Here is a 20,710-nt window from a genome sequence, read left to right as displayed (position 1 = left end):
ACCTGTTCGATGAGTCAACAGCGCTTCGTTGACTCTTGGCTTTTCCCGGTCATCCCTGACCAGCAGATGACGGAGCCTTACTTTACGTCCCGCTCAAACAACGCGATCGATTCCACGTGTGTGGTGTGCGGGAACATGTCCATCACTCCGGCCCGCACCAGGCGATAGCCGTTGCGTACCATCACACCGGCGTCCCGCGCCAGCGTTGCCGGGTTACAGGACACATAGACAATACGGTTGGCACCGAAGGCGGTCAGGTATTCACAGACCTCTTCCGCACCGGACCGCGGTGGGTCGATAAGGATCTTGTCAAACCCCTCAGCCGCCCAAGACTCTGACGTAAAATCACCCTGCAGGTTGGCACCGTGGAAGGTGACATTGTCCAGGCCATTGAGTTCAGCATTTTCCCGGCCCCGGACAACCATGGCGTCATCCCCTTCGACACCCACCACATGACCCGCCTTGCGGGCCAGAGGCAGGGTAAAGTTGCCCAGGCCACAGAACAGATCCAGCACCCGCTCCCCAGGCTGAATATCCAGCCACTCTACCGCGCGGTGCACCATCTGACGATTGATGCCGGCATTGACCTGGGTAAAGTCCATGGGATGGAACTCCATGGTCAGGTCGAATTCCTCCAGCCGGTAGGACAGCCGCTCAGCCCCCTCAGCCGGCCAGATCCGGTGAACCGTGTCCGGCCCTTTCGGCTGCAGGTAGATATGCAAATCGTGGGCCTGTCCAAACTCGACCAGCTTGGCCTGATCACCTTCACTGAGCGGGTCCAGGTTACGGAAGACCATCGCGGCCACGTCATCACCACAGGCCACTTCCACCTGAGCAATGCGTTGGTATGCGTCCAGCCCGTGGATGACCTCACGCAACGCGCTAATCCGCTCGCCAATACGAGCGTCCATAACCACGCAACGATCAATATCAGCCAGGAAGGCACTCCGCTTTTCACGGAAGCCTACCAGTACCGACTCCCGCTTCTGGACAAAGCGAACCCCCAGCCTGGCCTTGCGGCGATATGCCAGTGGCTCCGCCCGCATGGGCGCCACCCACTCTTCCGGCTCAATGCCCCCAAAGTGGGCAAAGTGTTCCCTCAAGGTGTCTTCTTTGAAGCGGATCTGGGCCTCGGCACCCATGTGCTGCAGACTGCAGCCGCCGCACAGGTCGGCATAGTCACACGGAGGGGTTACCCGTTCGGGTACCGCCTGCTCCACCTCGATGGTGCGCAACTCGTCGAACTTGCTGCGGGTACTGACCACTTTGGCCATGACCGTTTCACCAGGCAAGGCGCCGTCGACAAACTGGATCTTACCGTCCTGATGGGCAATGCCCCGACCATCGTGACTCAGCTTTTCAATCTCACACCGAACCGGTTCGGTAGGCAGGACTTTCCGGCGTCTTCTACTCATATTCTTTTCTCTAATTTGCTTGGGGGCCAGGCTGGATGGCCCCGTTCTTGGCAGGCTAACCGGGAATCAGGCGCCGGGAAACACACCGGTAGACAGGTATCGGTCACCACGGTCACAGATAATGGCCACGATTACGGCATTTTCAACCTGTTCCGACAGTTTCAGGGCTCCGGCAATGGCGCCACCTGAAGACACACCGCAGAAAATGCCTTCTTCCCTGGCGAGGGCTCGCATGGTTTCCTCGGCGTCCTGCTGGCCGATATCCACCACCTGATCCACGCGGGAGGCATCAAAAATCTTGGGCAGGTAGGCCTCAGGCCAACGCCGGATTCCCGGAATGGAGGAGCCTTCCCGTGGTTGCAGGCCAACGATCTGGATATCGGGGTTACGTTCCTTCAGATATTGGGAAACCCCCATGATGGTGCCGGTGGTCCCCATAGAGCTGACAAAATGAGTGACCCGGCCCTGGGTCTGTTCCCAGATTTCCGGACCAGTGGAGCGATAGTGGGCCAGGGGGTTATCGAGGTTGGCGAACTGGTCCAGCACTCGTCCCTGCCCGTTCTCCTGCATGGCCTGCGCCAAGTCACGGGCACCTTCCATACCCTCGGCCTGGCTGACCGTCACGATCTCGGCGCCGTAAGCCCGCATGGACGCCCGGCGTTCCTCACTCATGTTCTCCGGCATGATCAACACCATGCGGTAACCCTTGATCGCTGCTGCCATGGCCAAAGCGATACCGGTATTGCCACTGGTGGCTTCGATCAGGGTGTCACCGGGGCGGATGTCACCACGGCGTTCGGCTTCCTGGATCATACTCAGGGCCGGCCGGTCCTTGACCGAACCGGCCGGGTTGTTGCCTTCCAGCTTGGCGAGCACCAGATTGCTGGTGTTTCCCGGCAAACGCTGCAAACGCACCAGCGGTGTATGTCCGACGTAATCTTCAATGGTTGGGAAATGCATCTTGGACTTGGCTCCTGTCAACCAGTACCACCACAGCACCGGGGTACAGAGTACGGGCCTGTGGTACACTCAGGCTCGCATCATACGCGCTCAAGCCGCAGTCGCCCAATACAGCTTCTCGCTATAACCATGACTGTCGGCTATATAACCGGCAGGTATTCACAGTCTCACCCGCCGAATTCATCTATTCTGACAGGGAAGGCAGCCGGAAAAGGGTCATACCCATGCTCCGGCCAGGCAAATTATTCAGGAAGGAATCATGCGTCGGTGGGGAATCCGCAAAAAAGTTCTGGTGGTGACTCTGGTTCCCACCTTGCTCACAACCCTGATGCTGGGATTGTTTTTCTCCCTGAGCTGGGTGAAGAACATTGAGCAACTGCTGCAAGACCGGGGCGACTCCCTTTCCCGACAGCTTGCCGCCGCCGCCGAATACGGTCTGTTCACCGCCAACCGCAACCTGCTGAACAGCCTGTCGAACGCCCTGCTGGAAGAGCAGGACGTCCGCTCCATCACCTTCTATGACGCCAGCCAGGTCCGTATGCTGCATACCGGCCCAGGCCACCGTTTGCCCCTCGCGAAAGACACACTGAATCAACCCGGCGCAACCCGGATGAGCGGGACGGACAGCACAGTCTTCGTTACCCCGGTGTACCTTCAGGACCTGATGATCGACAACCTGATGGATCTGGACATCCGCAGCACCGCCCAACTGTCCCCCATCGGCTGGGTCGCCGTCGAAATGTCCCACATCCGGACCGAGAAAGAGACCTACAAAGCGCTGCTGATTTCCCTGTTGCTGGTTTTGGCCGGGGTCATCCTAAGCCTGCTGATTGCGGTCAGGTTATCCCGAGCGTTCACCAATCCGGTGTTCCAGTTGAACGAAGCTGTCGCCAAGCTTAAAGAGGGCAAGCTCGACACCCGAATCTACACCGAGGCAGGCCCAGAATTTGAACAGCTGGAATCGGGCCTGAATGCGATGGCAGAAGAACTCAGCAAGGCCCAGGCTGAGATGCAGCAGAACATCGACCAGGCCACTGAAGACCTGAGGGAGACGCTGGAAACTATTGAGATCCAAAACATCGAACTGGACTTCGCCCGCAAGGAAGCGCTGGAGGCGAGCCGCATCAAGTCCGAGTTCCTGGCCAATATGTCCCACGAAATCCGCACCCCCCTCAACGGCATTATTGGCTTTACCGAACTGCTGCTGAAAAGCCAGATGCCCAGGCAGCAGAAAGACCACCTCAACACCATTCGCAAGTCATCCGAAATTCTGCTGACCATCATCAACGACATCCTCGACTTCTCCAAGATCGAAGCCGGAAAGCTGATGCTGGACCGGGTCCCGTTCAAGCTCCGGGACATCATCGAGGAAGTCATGGTCATGCTGGCGCCTGCGGCCCACAGTAAGAACCTGGACCTGGTCCCTCTGGTCTACAACGATGTTCCAGACAACATCATGGGTGACCCCCTGCGGGTCAAACAGGTGATCACCAACCTGGTCAACAACGCCATCAAGTTTACCCAGACCGGGGAAGTGGTATTACGGGCCAGCCTGGACGACGAAGACACCGAAAACCACCGGGTCACCCTGCGCCTGAGCATCTCGGACTCCGGGGTCGGATTGTCGCGGGCTCAGCAGCAATCGCTATTCAATGCCTTCAGTCAGGCCGACGCCTCGACGGCACGACAATACGGCGGAACCGGACTGGGGCTGGCCATATCGAAGCGTCTTGTAGAGGAAATGGGCGGAAGCATCGGCCTGGAAAGCGAACTGGGCAAAGGCTCGACGTTCTGGTTCACCCTGACCACGGACCTCTCCGTAAGTAAAGAAGCCGCCGAACCCAGGGACTCGCTGACCGGCGAAAAGGTGATCTACCTGGAACACCAGAAAACGTCCGGACTGGCGGTCGAACACCTGATGCGCGACTGGGGCCTGGAGGTCGACCGGGCCAATTCGCCGGGCGAACTTCGCGAACGGGTGGAAGAAGCCCAGAAAAGTCAGTCAGGCTATGCCCTTGCCATCATCGGCATTAACCGCCACCTGCTGCATTCCAGCCAGTATTGCGGCCTGCTCCGAGATCTGGAAGTGGAACGGGATTGCCGCACCCTGCTGCTCACCCCCACCCAGGAAAGCCACGATGATCCTCTGTCCGGGCTCGCCAGTGGTCACATCAGCAAACCAGTATGCCGCGACGCGCTTTACGACGAACTGCTGTATCTTATCCATGGCATCCATAAAGGACTGCCCGGGGGTGAGACTGACCTGTCAGCCAGACTTCCCGGCAACAGCAGTGTCCCGAGAGTGCTCGCGGTGGATGACAATGAGGCCAACCTCAAGCTGGTGCTGACCCTGCTCCGGGACAATCACATCCAGGCGGAAGGCGCCACCAGCGGTTTTGAAGCGCTCAGCAAAGCCCGCCAAAACCACTTTGACCTGGTGTTTATGGACCTCCAGATGCCCGGTATGGATGGCGTCGAAACCACCGAACGCCTGCGGGCACTTGACCGCTATTCCGAGCGCCTTCCGATCATTGCCCTCACCGCCCATGCCCTGGCCGATGAACAGGACCGGCTGATTCAACAAGGGTTTGACGGCTACATGGCGAAGCCGATCAGCAGTCAGCAGCTCATGGAGATCATTCGGGAGTACACCGGCTACGGCGTCATGGCCGTCGGGGGCAGTGAGCAGGCTACGGTTTCGGAGGTACGGGATACCCGGCGTGGCATCCGTCCCTCCACCCGTCAGAAGCAGCGAGACTGTGTCAGCATTGAAGAAAGTATCCAGTTGGCGGCGGGCAAGGCAGACCTGGCCGAGGAACTGTTCAGCATGTTACTGGAGCAGTTACACAGCGACCTGAGAGCCATTCATCAACTTTGGGACAGTGATGACATGGACGGTTTGCTGGAGTGCGTGCATAAGCTCCATGGCGCTGCCCGCTACTGCGGGGTACCCGAGCTCAGGGAGGCCGCCAATCTGTTCGAAACGGCGTTGAAACGCGAATCTGATGACCGGGAAACGCTGAAGGAACAAATGCTGGCCGCCATGGAACGGCTGGACAACTGGGGTGAACAGACCGACTGGCAATCCATGTTCCGGGCGTACCAGCCAAAGGCCTTCATCGACTAGACGAAGGCCCTTTCACACAACGCTTAGCTGCGTGCCCGCTCCAGGATCGCACGCATATCGCGAACAGCGTCCTTGAGGCCGGTAAACACCGCGCGCGCGATGATGGCGTGGCCGATGTTCAATTCATTGATACCGGGAATGGCAGCCACTCGCTCGGTGTTGTGGTAATGCAGGCCGTGTCCGGCGTTAACGATCACCCCCTTCCGGCGAGCATAGGCCACCGCCCGTTCCAGCTTAGCGAATGCGTCATTGACCGCCTCGACACCCTCAGCCTCGGCGTAATCACCGGTGTGCAGCTCAATGACCGGAGCTCCGCAACGCACGGCCGCGTCGATTTGGGCTTCATCAGGGTCAATAAACAGGGAAACCTCAGCGCCGATAGCCGCGAGACGATCACAGGCACTGGCCACCCGGGCCTCCTGGCCCACCACGTCCAGGCCACCTTCGGTGGTCAGCTCTTCCCGCTTCTCCGGAACCAGGCAAACACAATGGGGCTTCACCTGCTCCGCAAACGCCAGCATGGCCTCCGTGACCGCCATTTCCAGGTTCATCTTGGTGTTGAGCATCTGCCGTAGCAGCAATACATCCCGGTCCTGGATATGCCGGCGATCCTCCCGAGGGTGGATCGTAATGCCGTCTGCGCCCGCTTCTTCCGCCAGCAAGGCCGCCTGCACCGGGTCCGGATAGCGGGTACCACGAGCCTGACGGAGCGTGGCAACGTGATCAATGTTTACACCAAGCAATACTCTTTGGGTCATCGGGCTCTCCTCAGCCTTTCAGAAACAGGGACCGGCTATGAAGCGGTTTGCCCTGCATCAGGTAATCAACCAATACTCTCATCACCCGTTTGGCCAGTTTGCGGGCAGCTTCAGACTCAAAGTCTCCCTCCGCCAGCTGCAACAAGGTGCTTCCTGGTAGCCGCTGCAACCGGACCGACGGCCCCAAGGCCTGAACGATGCCCTGCTCAGGATCATAACAATAGTCGTAACCGGCCTCGACCGTCTGAGCAATGTCGGTTGCCACCGCCCAGTCAAAGCCATACCCCAGAGCGTAAGCAAACGCCACTTCAAACCGCCGCAGCACCGGCTCGACATCACGGCTATGGACCAGCTGGCTCAGGGCCTCAATATAGGCGGCAAAAAGCTCTGGATGGGGATCTCCAGCAGGCAACACCCGCTGAAGTAACTCATTGATATACAAGCCACTGTAAAGACCCACAGTGCCAGCAAAAGGATCGGCCTGACGCACCTCGACCTGAACCAGGGTCTTGAGCTCAGTCCGCCCCTGCCAATCCACCAGGACCGGCTGAAACGGCTGTAGCTGAGCCTTCAGTGGACTGCGGGAAGAGTTGGCACCTTTGGCGACAACTGTGAGCCGCCCGGCGTTGAGAGAAAACAGGTCCACCAGCAAGCTGGTTTCCCGGTAGGCGCGGCGATGCAAGACGTAGGCCGGCTCGCCCTGGACAGAGCCAGACATGCCAACCTCAGAGGTCGTTCATGCCCAGGCTCTTGAGCGCCCGGTCGCTGTCGGCCCAGCCCCGTTTCACTTTGACCCAGAGTTTCAACATGACCTTGGTGTCAAACAGCCGCTCCATGTCCTGGCGGGCTTCCTGACCAATCAGCCTCAGCCGCTCGCCCTTGTCGCCGATCACGATCTTTTTCTGCCCTTCCCGTTCAACCAGGATAAGTGCAGACACGTGCAGAGTTTTACCCTCGCGGCGGAACTCTTCGATCTCAACCGCTACCGAGTACGGCAACTCTGCGCCAAGCTGACGAGTGATTTTCTCACGAACCATTTCCGAGGCCAGAAAGCGCTCACTGCGATCGGTAATCTGGTCGTCGGGATAGAAATGCACGCTCTGGGGCAGGAAACGCCCAACCGCTTCCTCCAGAGGCTGGAGATTGGTGCCTCGCAAGGCTGATAGCGGAATGATTTCGGCAAATTCCCGCTTCTTGGACAGCATGTCCAAGTGTGGCAACAGCAGCTCGCGCTTCTCAGCCTTATCAACCTTGTTGATCGCGAGAATCACCGGGCACTTCAGTGAGGACAGTTTCTCCAGCACCATTTCATCGGCGGTGGTCCAGCTCATCAGGTCGACCACGAAAACCACCACGTCGACATCAACCAGGGCCGAGGTGGCGGCCTTGTTCATGTAGCGGTTCAGTGCTCGCGGCTCTTCCTCATGCATCCCCGGGGTGTCCACGTAGATTGCCTGGACAGGACCTTCCGTCTTGATGCCCAGTACCTGATGGCGCGTCGTCTGCGGCTTGCGGGAGGTGATACTAAGCTTCTGACCCAGCAGATGGTTGAGCAGCGTAGACTTGCCTACGTTGGGGCGCCCAACAATGGCGACAAATCCACAGCGGCTGTTCGGATCCTCCGGGCGGGTAATATCCATCATCAGTCGTTCTCCACACCAAGGGATTTCAAAGCACTCCGGGCCGCCTGCTGCTCTGCTATCCGGCGACTGCTGCCAACTCCGGTGGTCTTGCGGTCCAGCGAAGGCAGCACACACGATACGTGAAACGTTTGGGCATGGGCTTCCCCGTCCACCGAAATCACATCGTATCGGGGCAATGGGTACTGGCGGGATTGCAGATACTCCTGCAACCGGGTTTTCGGGTCTTTCTGGGTATCCTGCAGGTTAAGGTTGTTCAAACGCTGTTCAAACCACCGCAACACCTGCTGGCGGCAGGTCTCAAAATCGCTATCCAGGTAGATCGCTCCGATGATCGACTCGACCGCATCCGCCAGGATCGATTCACGACGATAACCACCGCTTTTCAGCTCGCCGGACCCAAGTCGCAGGTACCGACCCAGATCAAACTCACGGCCAATTTCAGCCAGAGTGACGCCTTTAACCATCCGCGCCCGCAACCGGCTGAGCTGCCCTTCACGGGCTTTTTCGAAGTAGTGGAACAGGTGCTCAGCGATCACCATGTTAACGATGGAGTCACCGAGGAACTCCAGCCGCTCGTTATTCTGGTTGCCAAAACTGCGGTGGGTCAGCGCCAGCAGCAGGTGTTCAGGTTGCCGGAACTGATATCCAATCCGGCGCTGTAACTGTTCCAGGTCGGGTTTTAAACTCACTTGCCCTTCATCTCGTACTCGTGGTTGAAGGAGACAACCGCATCAACGTTGTAGAACATCTCCGTGCGAATTTCGTACTCGACTTTAATGATGACAAACTCACCATTTTTCTGGACTTCGATGTTCTGAGGATTGAAGCCACGGACATTGTTGACACTCAACCGTCGGTTGATCAGGTCCATCACCCGGGCCGGGCCCATGTTGGATAGCCCCTCGGCACCATCAAGGCTTTCAATGGCCTCCTGGATGGTAATGTCGTCCACGTAGATTGGCCCCAGCTTGATCGCCAGGGTCAGCAGCCCGCCGAAAAACAACACCATGATCAGCATGGTGATGGTTGACGCTCCACGGTGTTTATTGATGCCGGACAGTCCGTCTCTTGTCATTACTCGTACGCCTTGTTCTTTTTAAGTTATTCGATGCCGCCAACCCGGTCAAAGGTCGGCAGGGTGGTGAACGATTTCCAGTGCATCCAGATTGCAAACGCCTTACCAACAACCAGCTCGTCTGGAACCGTGCCCCAGAACCGGCTGTCGTTGCTGTTGTCCCGGTTATCACCCATCATGAAATAGTGACCCTCAGGCACAATCCATTCGCCTTCTCCAGCCCCACTCTGGCGCCCCATGGTGAGATAGACATCATGCTCCACCTCACCAAGGCTCTCACGGCGCAGCTCCACCGGGGGCAAACGAGCCACGAATTCCGACAACACTTCCTCGCCGTTAACGTAGAGCGTCTTGTCGCGGTAACGGATGTGGTCACCCGGCAGCCCGATCACCCGTTTAATATAGTTGGTCTTGCCATCCAGCGGCACCTTGAAAACCATCACGTCGCCACGCTGGGGGTCGCCAATATCAACGACCTTGGTGCCCAGCACCGGCAACCGCAAACCATAAGCGAACTTGTTCACCAGGATGAAATCGTCCACCTCAAGGGTCGGCAGCATGGAGCCAGACGGAATGGTAAAGGGCTCCACCAGAAAGGACCTCAGCACCAGCACAATGGCCAGTACCGGGAAGAAGGACCGGCTCAGGTCCACCAAGTACGGCTCGCTGTCCTGATCTTCGGCTTCATCCCCGCCGCCCTGGGCTACCCCACCTTCCGCCGCCAGGCGCGACACCCGCCGCGGCTTCAGGTACACCACATCCAGCAACCAGATAAAGCCAGTCACCAGGGTCAAAACGACCAGAATCAGCGGGAAATTGATATCCATAACAGTCCTAGTTATCCACTTTCAGCACCGCGAGGAACGCTTCCTGCGGCACTTCCACGTTACCCAGCTGCTTCATGCGCTTCTTGCCTTCCTTTTGCTTCTGCAGCAGTTTCTTCTTACGACTGACGTCACCACCATAACACTTGGCTGTTACGTTCTTTCGCAGAGCCTTGACGGTTACCCGGGACACAATCTGGTTTCCGATGGCCGCCTGAATGGCGATATCGAACATCTGCCGGGGAATCAGTTCTTTCATCTTCTCAACCAGCGCCCGCCCCCGGTAATGAGCTTTATCCCGGTGCACAATCAGCGCCAGCGCATCCACCCGCTCGCCGTTGATCAGCACATCCAACCGCACCAGGTTGGCCGCCTGGAACCGTACAAAGTGGTAATCCAGTGAGGCAAAGCCGCGACTGGCGGATTTGATGCGGTCAAAGAAGTCCAGCACCACCTCGGCCATCGGCAACTCGTAGGTCACCTGAACCTGCGTCGAGAGGAAGTGCATGTTCTTTTGCACCCCACGCTTTTCCTCACACAGCGCTATCACGTTACCCAGGTGTTCCTGGGGCACCAAGATATTGGCCTCAACAATCGGCTCGCGCATTTCGTCAACAGAACCAATATCCGGCAGGCGGGATGGATTATCCACCGACACGGTCTCACCCCGGGTGGTCACTACTTCGTAGATAACCGTTGGTGCCGTGGTGATCAGCTCAAGGTTGTATTCACGCTCCAGCCGCTCCTGGATAATTTCCATATGCAGCATGCCAAGGAAACCACAGCGAAAGCCAAAGCCAAGCGCGTCTGAGTTCTCCGGCTCGTAGAACAGGGAGGCGTCATTGAGGGTGAGCTTTTCCAGGGCATCCCGGAAATCGTCATAGTCGTCTGAGCGGATCGGGAACAGCCCCGCGTACACCTGGGGCTTGACCTTCTGGAAGCCCGGCAGTGGCTCGGCCTCTTCGGCCCCTTTCTGCTGAACGATGGTGTCACCCACTGGCGCGCCGTGAATGTCTTTGATGCCTGCCACCACAAAGCCAACATCACCTGTGCCCAGTTCACCGGTATCGGTCAGTTTAGGGGTAAAGATCCCGACCCTGTCGGCATTCCAGGCTCGGCCGGTGGACTTGATGACGATCTTATCGCCCTTCCGCAGTGTGCCCTGGGTAACTCGTACCAGCGACACCACCCCGAGGTAGTTATCAAACCAGGAGTCAATGATCAACGCCTTCAGCGGACCGTTAACATCGCCGGTGGGCGGTGGAATGCGTTTGATAAGGTCTTCGAGCACATCTTCAACGCCCATGCCACTCTTGGCGCTACAACGAACGGCGTCTGCGGCTTCGATACCAATGATGTCTTCGATTTCCTTGGCGACCCGCTCTGGCTCAGCCTGCGGCAGGTCCATTTTGTTCAGAACCGGCACAACTTCCAGGCCCTGCTCAATCGCGGTGTAACAGTTGGCTACGGACTGGGCCTCCACGCCCTGCCCTGCGTCAACCACCAGCAGAGCGCCTTCACAGGCATAAAGCGAACGCGAAACTTCGTAGGAAAAGTCGACGTGTCCCGGGGTGTCGATAAAGTTCAGCTTGTACTCAATACCATCTTTGGCCGTGTAATTCAGGGTAACGCTCTGAGCCTTGATGGTGATGCCGCGCTCCCGTTCGAGATCCATGGAGTCAAGCACCTGCTCCGCCATCTCCCGGTCACTGAGGCCGCCACAAGTCTGTATAAAGCGGTCCGCCAGTGTGGATTTACCATGATCGATATGGGCAATGATTGAAAAGTTACGGATTCGGCTAAGCTCAGTCACAGACAATGGATACTCGTAAAAGACGATAAACGCACCTTGGTGGCCAGATAATGGACCCGGCTCCAGGGCTCCCTGAAACCGGGCACAGCTCGGGTTCAGTAACGCGGTGATTCTACCGGTTACCGGCTGCCAATGCCATGATTCAGGAGATCAATGAGCGCTCGTACTGACGAACCAGGAAGCCAATCAATGCGTCCTCATCCAGCGGGTAACTGAACAGGTTGCCCTGGCACTGTGCACAGCCCGCCGCTTTGAGGAAACTCAGCTGCTGCGGGGTTTCCACACCTTCCGCCACCACCGTCAGGTGTAGTTTTCGGGCCAGTGCAATCACCGCAGAAGCGACGTCAGTCGCGCTCACGTTATAGGGAATATCACGGATGAAACAATGGTCGATCTTGACCACATCCAGCGGCAGTTGCTGCAAAGCAGCCAGCGAACAGGAGCCGGTTCCGAAATCATCAAGGATCAGGCACACCCCAAGGTCATGGAGCGCCCCCAGAAGCTCACGGAGGTGACGGGGGTCTTCGTTAAGCAGCTCGGCCGGCATCTCCAGCTCAAGCCGCTCAGGGTAGACACCGGTTTCGGTAATCACCTGCCGGAACAGGTCAAGGAAACCCGGGTCCATTACCTGTTTCACCGAGACGTTGACGGCAACCTTGAGATCTTCAAACCCCGCACGCTCCAGCGCCTGAATCTGGATACAGGCCTGTCGCAACGCCATTTCACCCAAGCGGATGATCAAGCCGGTTTCCTCGGCCAGGTGAATGAACTGCTGCGCTGACACCAAGCCTTTCTCAGGGTGCTGCCAACGTACAAAGGCTTCCACCCCCAGCACCTTCTCGGTGGCCAGGTCGACCTTGGGCTGGTAGTGGAGGACAAAGCGGTCCGCATCGAGAGCCGCCGCCAGCTCTTCCTGCTGGAGCAGTCGACGGGACGCCTTGATGTTCATGGCCGGGGTAAAGAACTGGTAGTTGTTCCGACCGCTTTCCTTGGCCCGATACATGGCAAGGTCAGCGTACTTCATCAAGGTACCAGGATCCTCACTGTCAAACGGGATCATAGTGACACCGATACTGACGGTGACGCCAACTTCGTGCTCACCCAGCCGTATCCGCTGGCAGAGCCTGCGCAGGATGGTTTCCGCCACCTTGGCTGCGGCTTCCGGCCCACTGATCCGCGACAGCAACACCACAAATTCATCACCGCCCAGACGAGCAACTGAGTCATCTTCACGAACACAGCCGGTCAGCCAACGTGCCACCTGTTGCAGCAGCTCGTCTCCGGCGTCGTGACCCAGCGTGTCATTGATGCGCTTGAAACCATCCAGGTCAAGGAACATTAGGGCGGCAGGTTCTTCGGTGCGCCGACACCGCCGCACCACATGTGTGAGCCGGTCACGGAACAGCTGCCGATTGGCCAGGCCTGTCAGGGGGTCATAGAATGCCAGGCGGTGAAGCTCTGTCTGAGCCGCCTTGAGCTGAGTCAGGTCGCGGAGACTGAGCACCACGCCATCAACCCCGGGAACGTCCAGCATGGACGTGTAGGTTCCCTCCATGTCCCGCCATTCACCACTGGCATCCCGCACCCTGGCCCGCACCACCGGCAGCTGACGCCCCGGCGTTTCCTGGGCTTCCTCAAAGCCGGTCTGAAGCAACGCCCAGTCATCGGAGTGCACCAAGCTTTCCAGCTCCATGCCTTTGAGCTCGTCGGCATAAAAACCAAGGATATCCTTACAGGACGGACTGGCATAACGGGGTTCGCCTGAGCGGTCCAGCACCAGAGTGATGTTTGCCGCGCCTTCGGTGATCGCCCGGTAGCGTCCGGCACTGATCTGCGCCATCAGGCGGGATCTCAGCAAAACCAGGGCAATCAGGAACAACAACAGGCTGATCACCACGCCGGCGGCCAGCACGATGGGTGGGCGGGGGTCCGATGCAAGATAGTCAAACGCCGGTGTCGAACGGGTCTGCAGCAGCCAGGTCCGGCCGCCATGAGTAATCAGCTGGGCCTTCTCAAAGCTGTACTCATTGTCCAGCGAGCCAAGATTGGACCCGTACATCAGGGTCTCCCGGCCAACCATATCGCCGTCGTAAATGCGCACATCGAGAAACGGCGAAATCAGCCCGACAATACCATCCATCAGATTATTCATCCGGAAGGCACTGAAAACAAAGCCCTTTAGCTGCACTCGCCGCTCGCTTTCCGAGTCGGGCGTCCACCCACCTTCATAGATGGGGTAATACATCAAAAATCCGGCCTGATCCTCAGCCACCTCTTCCTGCACCAGCACCAACTTCCCGGTCACCATTGGGCGGCCGGTATTCCTGGCCTCTTCCATAGCTCGACGATGGACAGGCTCGCTGAACGCATCGTAGCCGTAGGCACGACGGTTCTGGTTGCTGTTGGGCTCCAGGAAAACAATTGGATGGTATTCGTCCCGTGGGCCCAGCGGGCTGATGTGATAGTCCGGCATTCCCTGGCCTTGCGCCCAGGTGACGTGCTCGCCCATCTGCCAGGCATTCACCCGGGCGGTGTAGCCAATACCCTGAATGCCAGGGTAGTAGCGCTCGATATCGACACTTTCTATGTACGTATGCCACCCCAGGCGATCGAGTTCGGGGCTGATGGCAAACAGGCCGGCGGCACCCGCCAGCACCTGCTCATAGTTCAATAGCCGTTCTTCAATTGCGGTCTTGAGCTGCAAAGACTGTGTGCGGAAGCGGGCTTCGGTCCGGTCTTCCACCAGGCGAACAGAAACATGCCAAAGCACTGCGGTGGCTAGTAGGGAGGCGGCCAGCAGGAGCCAGGCGATCCAGGCATGCCTGAAACGCAACAACTGCCGAAATGGGACGTCCTTTTTATTCATCATTTCTGCGGATCCGATCCTTGGCGCTCGATTCTTATTCAGGTCGTCGGCAGACTATAGCAAACAACCCCGAGAACTGTCGTCTTTTGAAACAGTCCCTCGGGGTTGCCATTGTTCCGTGTGCTATTGAACCGGGCGGCTCAACTCAGGGGCGCATCACCAGGTAGGTCGCCCGCCCCTCGCGGATAACACGAACAGAGACCGCTTTGTCGTCCGGCAACGAGTTCGCCGCTGCCCTGAAGTCATCGACAGAGTCTATGCGGTGACGGTTGATCTCGGTGATCACGTCCTTGGAACGGATACCCGCCTCCAACGCCGGACCACGCCCCACATCAACCACCATCACCCCTCCTTCAATACCGAGGGTATCCCTAAGCTTGGGCGGCACTTCTTCGACAATCAGCCCAAGTGGTGCAGCATTCGATTCCGGTGAACGCCCGGTCTCCGCTGGCTGAGAGCCACCTTCGTCCGGCAACTGTCCAATCACCACGTCAAGGTCAATACGATCCCCACCGCGCATGACTTTCAGACGCGCTGAGCCGCCCACTGGAGTCCGCCCGACCATAGGCGGCAACTCCGACGACAGCCCGATTTCATCACCATCGTACTCAAGGATGATGTCACCCGCCTGCAAACCCGCATCCTCCGCCGGGGAACCGCTCATGACTTCCGCTACCAAGGCACCACGAGGTCGATTCAACCCGAAAGATTCGGCCAGGTCGCGATTGACCTCCTGAATCAGCACACCCAGCCAGCCCCGGGCAACCGTTCCGGTGTCACGAATCTGGCGAAAGACATTCATCGCGTCATCAATGGGGATGGCGAATGAAACGCCCATAAACCCGCCAGAGCGGGTGTAGATCTGGGAATTAATACCCACAACCTCGCCATCCAGGTTGAACAGCGGACCACCGGAGTTGCCTGGATTTATGGCGACATCGGTCTGGATGAACGGCACATAGTTCTCAGAAGGCAGTGAACGCCCCACTGCACTGACGATCCCCGCAGTCACCGTATAATCGAAGCCAAAGGGCGAGCCAATGGCCAACACCCACTCGCCAGCCTCAAGGTCGTCTGAACGCCCAACCGTCACTACGGGCAGGTCATCTCCATCCTCAATTTTCAACACAGCCACATCAGAGCGAGGATCCGTACCCACCAGCGTGGCGGGCAGCTCCCGTCGGTCACTTAAGCGAACGATGATTTCCTCAGCACCTTCCACCACGTGATTGTTGGTGAGCACATAGCCGTCGCTGGAGACAATGAAGCCCGACCCCATGGAGTGCTCTGGTTGCGATGGCCCCGGACCACGACGACGACCAAAAAAGTCCTGGAAAAACTCCGGCAGCTGTTCAAGCTGACGCTCGTCGAACGGAAGGCCTCGCGCATTGCCGGAAGGCGCCTGGGTCGTACTGATGTTCACCACCGCCCCACTGTTCTCTTCCACCAGATTGGTAAAGTCCGGCAGCCCCCTGGCAGCCAGCGCCTGGGTGCCCGAAAAGGCCGTGGCAAGGAAAAGAATTAAAGCCGAGAGAACAACCAGGCGTGAACCTGAAGTTCCGGTTTCGCACGCAGATCTTGGCATCTCAAACTCCTGATGGTCTGTGTCTTCTTTTCCGTTCATTGTGTGGCCACCCTTCGAATTTTCAACTTACGAATCGGTAGGGTTGGCCTCAAACTCCCAATGCCCGGGGACCGGGGCTGAGGCCCGCTGAACGTTAACCAGTTGGGGTACATAATCGCTTTCGTGGCGGCCATTGAGAAAGCGCGACAGCCCAAAGCCTACGGCCAGTCCTGCCAGCGCCCCCATCATGGAGGCCACCTCCGAGCCGGACCCGGCCAGGTGGCCGGCAATCGCCCCCAGCACAAACAACAGTAACGGTAGCGCGTAAGCCAGAACAGAGGCACCCAACAGCGCCGATTCCTTAATGGCCAGGGTCACCTCGTCGCCCACTCTTGCGTCAAGTGCATTGGCGACGCACACCTGATTCGCCCTGCCCCCGGTCACACCCGCCAGCGCCCGCTGACCACACCCCTGTCGAGCCTTGCAGCTGTTACAGGCACTTTGACGAATGGTCTGGACCCAGATATTACTGCCATCGACGGCCACAACCCGCCCACTTTCAGTGATCATGATTATTTCGCTCCAAACGCGTCGGCGTTTTCTACAACCACCGACTCCGCCACCTTCATGGCGGTTCCCGGGGGTATCTCACCAACAACCGTCACCAGGTACTCGCCCTGGTCGCCCGCTACCCGGCGCATGTAAGCGGTTGTCGCGCCGATACGGGAGGCGCCAGTCGGCATGTTCAACTCCCCGAGCGGGTCCACAAACACCGAAAATGCCGACAAGCCATCGGAAAATGCCGCGACCTGACCGCGCCCAGGCCGTGGCGCGGCAGCTGGCACAAAGCCATCAGGGCGCCAACCGAGGCTCCACCCGTTGGTCACCGCGCTCGCTTCAACCCCATCGGATTCAGACGCAAGCTGAGCGGTTACCTCATGGCCGTTGCTCTGAACCTCAAATTCGCTGTCAGGCAAGGTGTCGGTAATTTCCAGGTCGGTGAACTGAAAGCTCTCCAGCACGTCGCCATTACCAGCGCTGACATGGCTTTTCAGCAACAAACCGGAATCCCGCTCCAGCCACAACCGATAGCTGTAACGGTGGGCATCCCGAGCACTGAGTAGCAACACCTTCGCCGGAAATCCGGCAACGCGGTCATCCCCCAGCAACACCGGCTGATACCAGGGATTATCCGGGACCAGTCGGTTAGCGAAGGCCTCGGCAAAGGGCCCGGAAGGAATCACCGGATCCAGCAGTACCCGCCCCTGATCCGGCAAGACGCACACCACACGAAGCCCCTTGCGAACGAACTCGCCACTGGCGCCGTCCTGCTGAACCAGGCGCTCGTCAACATGGCCGTCCTGGTATCGATGGGCAACGCGCATGGAGCTGACCTGATCCCCCCGGGTATAAACCATAATCCCGCGATAGGTGGTCATGTTCAGCGCAGGTCCCAGTCGCGCCAGCCAGTCCTCTGCGGAGTCACTGGCCGCACTGGTGCCGGACACCATCACCACTAAGCCGGCCAACAGGGCCGTAATCGTGCGCTTTATCGCTGGCGCCATTACTCGGTTCCACTCACTCACAGTCTCGCCCGCTTAATATGCTGTTGCCGAAACGCTGGCCAGCCGCGCATACCCAACCGCCCCCCGGCCTGCAGCAACGCTATTATGCTGCGCGTGCTCCAACAGGTATCGGCTCAGATGCTCCCATTGCTCCTGATCCAGGCCCTGCAAGGCCACTTCCGGCACCTCGGTGGTTGATGCAGTAACCGTAAGCGCCCGAGCTTCCGGTGACGCCGCTTCGGCCATTGAGCTGCTTGCCATCAACCCGCTGCCGTCACCCCCGGGATCCCAGCCGGAACCAACACCGAAGCCCACTAACAGACCGGCAAACACCATCGCGGCGGCGGACCAATACCAGCGCCGGTCCGCCGTTTGGCGAACGGACGCAGCCCTGGCCTGTTTTGGCGTCTGAACCCCGGAGAGGGACTGACGCACACTTGCACTGACATCAACCAGATCGTCAGTGACGCTATCGTGCATCAGGTCTCGGACCGCCTGCCAGCGTTGCCACTGACAGCGCACTTTTTCCTGTTCGGGATGGGACAACACCCGGCGAACCGAAAGCTCGTCGGCCTGATCATCCAGCATCGCCGAAAGCGTTTCCTTGAGACGATCATCCATGGGATGCTACCTCGCTTGTCTTTCTCATATCCGCACTCAAGTCAGCTGGCTCCAAGCAGAGGTCCAAGCCGACGGTCAACGGCATCCCTGGCCCGGAAGATCCGAGATCGAACCGTTCCAATCGGGCACTCCAGAATGCGGGCAATATCGTCATAACTCAGCCCATCGTATTCCCTGAGCAAAAAGGCCGAACGCAACTCCTCTGGCAAATCGGCAATGGCTTGCTGCAGTTCGCGCTGCAGCTGTTCTTTTTGTAAGACCCGCTCCGGCGACGATGTATCCCGTAGCCGCATGCCGTCTTCAAAATTTTCCGCCTCAGCCGCATCGGCGCTGCCCTGAGGGCGTCGCCCCCGCGCTTCGAGAAAATTCTTCGCGGTATTCACAGCAATCCGGTAGAGCCAGGTGTAGAACGCGCTATCACCCCGGAAACGCCCGATGGCCCGATAGGCCTTCACAAACGTTTCCTGGGTCAGGTCCATCACTTCCTGGCTGTCGTAGACATAACGACTGATGATAGAGGCCACTCGTGACTGGTATTTTATGACCAGCAGATCGAACGCAGAACGGTCTCCGTTACGAACCTTGCGGACCAGTTGCTGGTCGGTCTGGCTCTCCGGGACATCGCCACCGTGCTTGTCAGTATCCGGGGTCATAGAGTGGTTGCCGGGCTCTACTCGGTTGATGGCCGCATGGCCTGGTCGTTGATTCTTAGACAGAGTCATCCTGATATCTTATCCGGCAAACAGCATGGTCAAAAAGACCGTCCACGATGGTTGTAACCACCGCGCCCTATTTGGCCAAATAGACAGCAGGCGTAAAGTTTAGTTCAATACACCTCCACATTATGGCCCCTGATATCGACCCGATGCCACAATCCTATCAATACGATGTCCTGATCATTGGCAGCGGTGCAGCCGGTCTGACCGTTGCACTGAACCTGCCCGAACACCTGAAAATCGCCGTTATCAGCAAGGCGGACATCAGCAGCGGCGCTACGCTCTGGGCCCAGGGCGGTATCGCTGCGGTTCTGGACAACGAAGACTCCATTGAAAACCACATCAAGGATACACTGGATGCCGGGGCAGGCCTGTGCCACGAAGATTCCGTGCGCTTTACGGTTGAGCACGCGAAAGAGAGCATTGAGTGGCTGATCGATAGCGGCGTCAAATTTACCCGTGACCACAACGCTGAGCTGCACCTGACCCGGGAAGGTGGCCACAGCCATCGACGCATTATTCACGCCGCCGATGCGACCGGTCATGCCGTCTCCACAACGCTGGCCGAGCAGGCCGCAGCCCGCAAGAACATCCAGCTGTTGTCCAACCGGGTGGCCGTGGACCTGATCACAAACCGCAAACTTGCCCTGCCAGGCAACCGCTGTGTTGGCGCCTACATCCTCAATCTCGACAACAATCATGTCGAACTGTTTCGCGCCCGTTTTACCGTGATTGCCACCGGCGGCGCCAGCAAGGCCTATCGCTACACCACCAACCCGGATGGCGCTTCCGGTGATGGTATCGCCATGGCCTGGCGGGCCGGGTGCCGGGTCGCCAACATGGAATTCAACCAGTTTCATCCGACCTGCCTGTACCACCCCCACGCCAAGTCGTTCCTGATTACCGAGGCGGTCAGGGGGGAAGGCGGGCACCTGTTGTTACCGGACGGCTCCCGCTTCATGGATCGCTTTGACTCCCGTGCAGAGCTGGCGCCCCGGGATATTGTTGCCCGAGCCATCGACCACGAAATGAAGCGCCTGGGTGCAGACCACCTGTACCTTGACATCAGCCACAAACCGGCTGACTTCATCAAGCATCACTTCCCAACCATCTACGAGAAATGCCTCGGGTTTGGCATTGATATCACCCGCGACCCGATTCCGGTGGTACCGGCGGCCCATTACACCTGTGGCGGCATCGTTACGGACGAGCGTGCACGCTCCGACATCAATCAGCTTTATGTTGTTGGCGAAGCCGCATTCACCGGACTCCATGGCGCAAACCGCATGGCCAGCAATTCGTTGCTTGAGTGCCTGGTCTATGGAAGGGCGGCGGCAGCGGACATTGCCCGTCGTGAAGCGGACATTCCCCCTGCGCCGGAAGCACCGGAATGGGATGAATCCCAGGTGCGGGATTCCGACGAAGACGTAGTCATCTCCCATAACTGGGACGAACTGCGTCACTTCATGTGGGACTATGTCGGCATTGTCCGCACCACCAAGCGTTTGCAGCGCGCCAAACACCGGGTTGACTTGCTGGCCAGTGAGATTGGCGAGTTCTACAGCAACTACCGGGTTTCGAACGACCTGCTGGAGCTGCGTAACCTGGTCACCGTGGCCGATCTAATCATCTGTTCGGCACTCCAGCGTAAGGAAAGCCGAGGCCTGCATTACACTCTGGATTACCCTGGGCTGCTTCCCGAGGTCAAGGATACGGTGCTGGTCCCCACCACCTACCGAACCCTCACACCCTGAAGCCCCACC

General features: G+C 58.4%; 17 protein-coding genes. 2 read left to right on the top strand and 15 right to left on the bottom strand.

Translation table 11 applies throughout. The features are described 5' to 3' along the window. Positions 1 to 77: 77 nt before the first annotated feature. Together rlmD and cysM are read right to left on the bottom strand one after the other, a co-directional pair. A complete protein-coding gene (gene rlmD, locus BMZ67_RS06005) occupies positions 78 to 1,415 on the bottom strand; it encodes a 23S rRNA (uracil(1939)-C(5))-methyltransferase RlmD (protein WP_092021052.1) in 1,338 nt (445 codons plus the stop codon). Positions 1,416 to 1,481: 66 nt separating this feature from the next. Further along, positions 1,482 to 2,375, bottom strand: coding sequence for a cysteine synthase CysM (cysM, locus tag BMZ67_RS06000; RefSeq protein WP_092021051.1), 894 nt, complete (start codon positions 2,373 to 2,375; stop codon positions 1,482 to 1,484). Between the two features lie 259 nt (positions 2,376 to 2,634). On the opposite strand from cysM, the gene BMZ67_RS05995 reads away from it, so the two are divergent. Next, on the top strand, positions 2,635 to 5,502 hold the full coding sequence (locus BMZ67_RS05995) for an ATP-binding protein (RefSeq protein ID WP_092021050.1): 2,868 nt from the start codon (positions 2,635 to 2,637) through the stop codon (positions 5,500 to 5,502). 23 nt (positions 5,503 to 5,525) lie between these two features. Here the strand turns inward: BMZ67_RS05995 and pdxJ are convergent, their stop codons facing one another. From pdxJ to rpoE, 13 genes are all read right to left on the bottom strand, one after another. Next, the gene (pdxJ, locus tag BMZ67_RS05990) at positions 5,526 to 6,260 is read right to left on the bottom strand and encodes a pyridoxine 5'-phosphate synthase (protein WP_092021049.1); all 735 of its coding nucleotides are present in this window, start codon (positions 6,258 to 6,260) and stop codon (positions 5,526 to 5,528) included. Between the two features lie 10 nt (positions 6,261 to 6,270). Then, positions 6,271 to 6,978: a DNA repair protein RecO gene (gene recO, locus BMZ67_RS05985; protein WP_092021048.1), complete on the bottom strand. Its 708-nt coding sequence runs from the start codon at positions 6,976 to 6,978 to the stop codon at positions 6,271 to 6,273. Between the two features lie 7 nt (positions 6,979 to 6,985). Further along, positions 6,986 to 7,903, bottom strand: a complete 918-nt coding sequence (gene era, locus BMZ67_RS05980) for a GTPase Era (RefSeq protein ID WP_092021047.1) — start codon at positions 7,901 to 7,903, stop codon at positions 6,986 to 6,988. After that, positions 7,903 to 8,592, bottom strand: a complete 690-nt coding sequence (gene rnc, locus BMZ67_RS05975; RefSeq protein ID WP_092021046.1) for a ribonuclease III — start codon at positions 8,590 to 8,592, stop codon at positions 7,903 to 7,905. The genes era and rnc overlap by 1 nt, the downstream gene beginning before the upstream one ends. Beyond that, the gene (locus BMZ67_RS05970; RefSeq protein ID WP_092021045.1) at positions 8,589 to 8,978 is read right to left on the bottom strand and encodes a DUF4845 domain-containing protein; all 390 of its coding nucleotides are present in this window, start codon (positions 8,976 to 8,978) and stop codon (positions 8,589 to 8,591) included. Before BMZ67_RS05970 ends, rnc begins: the two co-directional genes overlap by 4 nt. Positions 8,979 to 9,004: 26 nt before the next feature. Continuing rightward, on the bottom strand, positions 9,005 to 9,805 hold the full coding sequence (gene lepB / locus BMZ67_RS05965) for a signal peptidase I (RefSeq protein WP_092021044.1): 801 nt from the start codon (positions 9,803 to 9,805) through the stop codon (positions 9,005 to 9,007). Between the two features lie 7 nt (positions 9,806 to 9,812). Next, positions 9,813 to 11,615 carry a translation elongation factor 4 gene (gene lepA / locus BMZ67_RS05960; protein WP_092021043.1) on the bottom strand — a complete coding sequence of 601 codons (1,803 nt, stop codon included), beginning with the start codon at positions 11,613 to 11,615 and terminating at the stop codon, positions 9,813 to 9,815. 142 nt (positions 11,616 to 11,757) lie between these two features. Continuing rightward, on the bottom strand, positions 11,758 to 14,484 hold the full coding sequence (locus BMZ67_RS05955; RefSeq protein WP_092021042.1) for a bifunctional diguanylate cyclase/phosphodiesterase: 2,727 nt from the start codon (positions 14,482 to 14,484) through the stop codon (positions 11,758 to 11,760). 142 nt (positions 14,485 to 14,626) lie between these two features. Beyond that, entirely contained in the window at positions 14,627 to 16,066 is a 1,440-nt protein-coding gene (locus tag BMZ67_RS05950; RefSeq protein ID WP_092022066.1) for a DegQ family serine endoprotease, read from the bottom strand. Between the two features lie 66 nt (positions 16,067 to 16,132). After that, on the bottom strand, positions 16,133 to 16,615 hold the full coding sequence (locus tag BMZ67_RS05945) for a SoxR reducing system RseC family protein (protein WP_092021041.1): 483 nt from the start codon (positions 16,613 to 16,615) through the stop codon (positions 16,133 to 16,135). Positions 16,616 to 16,617: 2 nt separating this feature from the next. Further along, positions 16,618 to 17,610: a MucB/RseB C-terminal domain-containing protein gene (locus BMZ67_RS05940; protein WP_092021040.1), complete on the bottom strand. Its 993-nt coding sequence runs from the start codon at positions 17,608 to 17,610 to the stop codon at positions 16,618 to 16,620. A gap of 33 nt (positions 17,611 to 17,643) precedes the next feature. Continuing rightward, entirely contained in the window at positions 17,644 to 18,231 is a 588-nt protein-coding gene (locus tag BMZ67_RS05935; protein ID WP_092021039.1) for an RseA family anti-sigma factor, read from the bottom strand. Positions 18,232 to 18,272: 41 nt separating this feature from the next. Further along, positions 18,273 to 18,953, bottom strand: a complete 681-nt coding sequence (gene rpoE / locus BMZ67_RS05930; protein WP_092021038.1) for an RNA polymerase sigma factor RpoE — start codon at positions 18,951 to 18,953, stop codon at positions 18,273 to 18,275. Positions 18,954 to 19,096: 143 nt separating this feature from the next. Between rpoE and nadB the strand changes: the two genes are divergently transcribed. Then, positions 19,097 to 20,701, top strand: a complete 1,605-nt coding sequence (gene nadB, locus BMZ67_RS05925; RefSeq protein WP_175481849.1) for an L-aspartate oxidase — start codon at positions 19,097 to 19,099, stop codon at positions 20,699 to 20,701. The last annotated feature ends 9 nt before the right edge of the window (positions 20,702 to 20,710 follow it).

Origin of the sequence: Marinobacter zhejiangensis, from assembly GCF_900114775.1 — a bacterium.
Lineage (GTDB): Bacteria > Pseudomonadota > Gammaproteobacteria > Pseudomonadales > Oleiphilaceae > Marinobacter > Marinobacter zhejiangensis.
The sequence above is the reverse complement of the archived record's forward strand: the minus strand, read 5'-3'. Positions and strand labels throughout refer to the sequence as shown.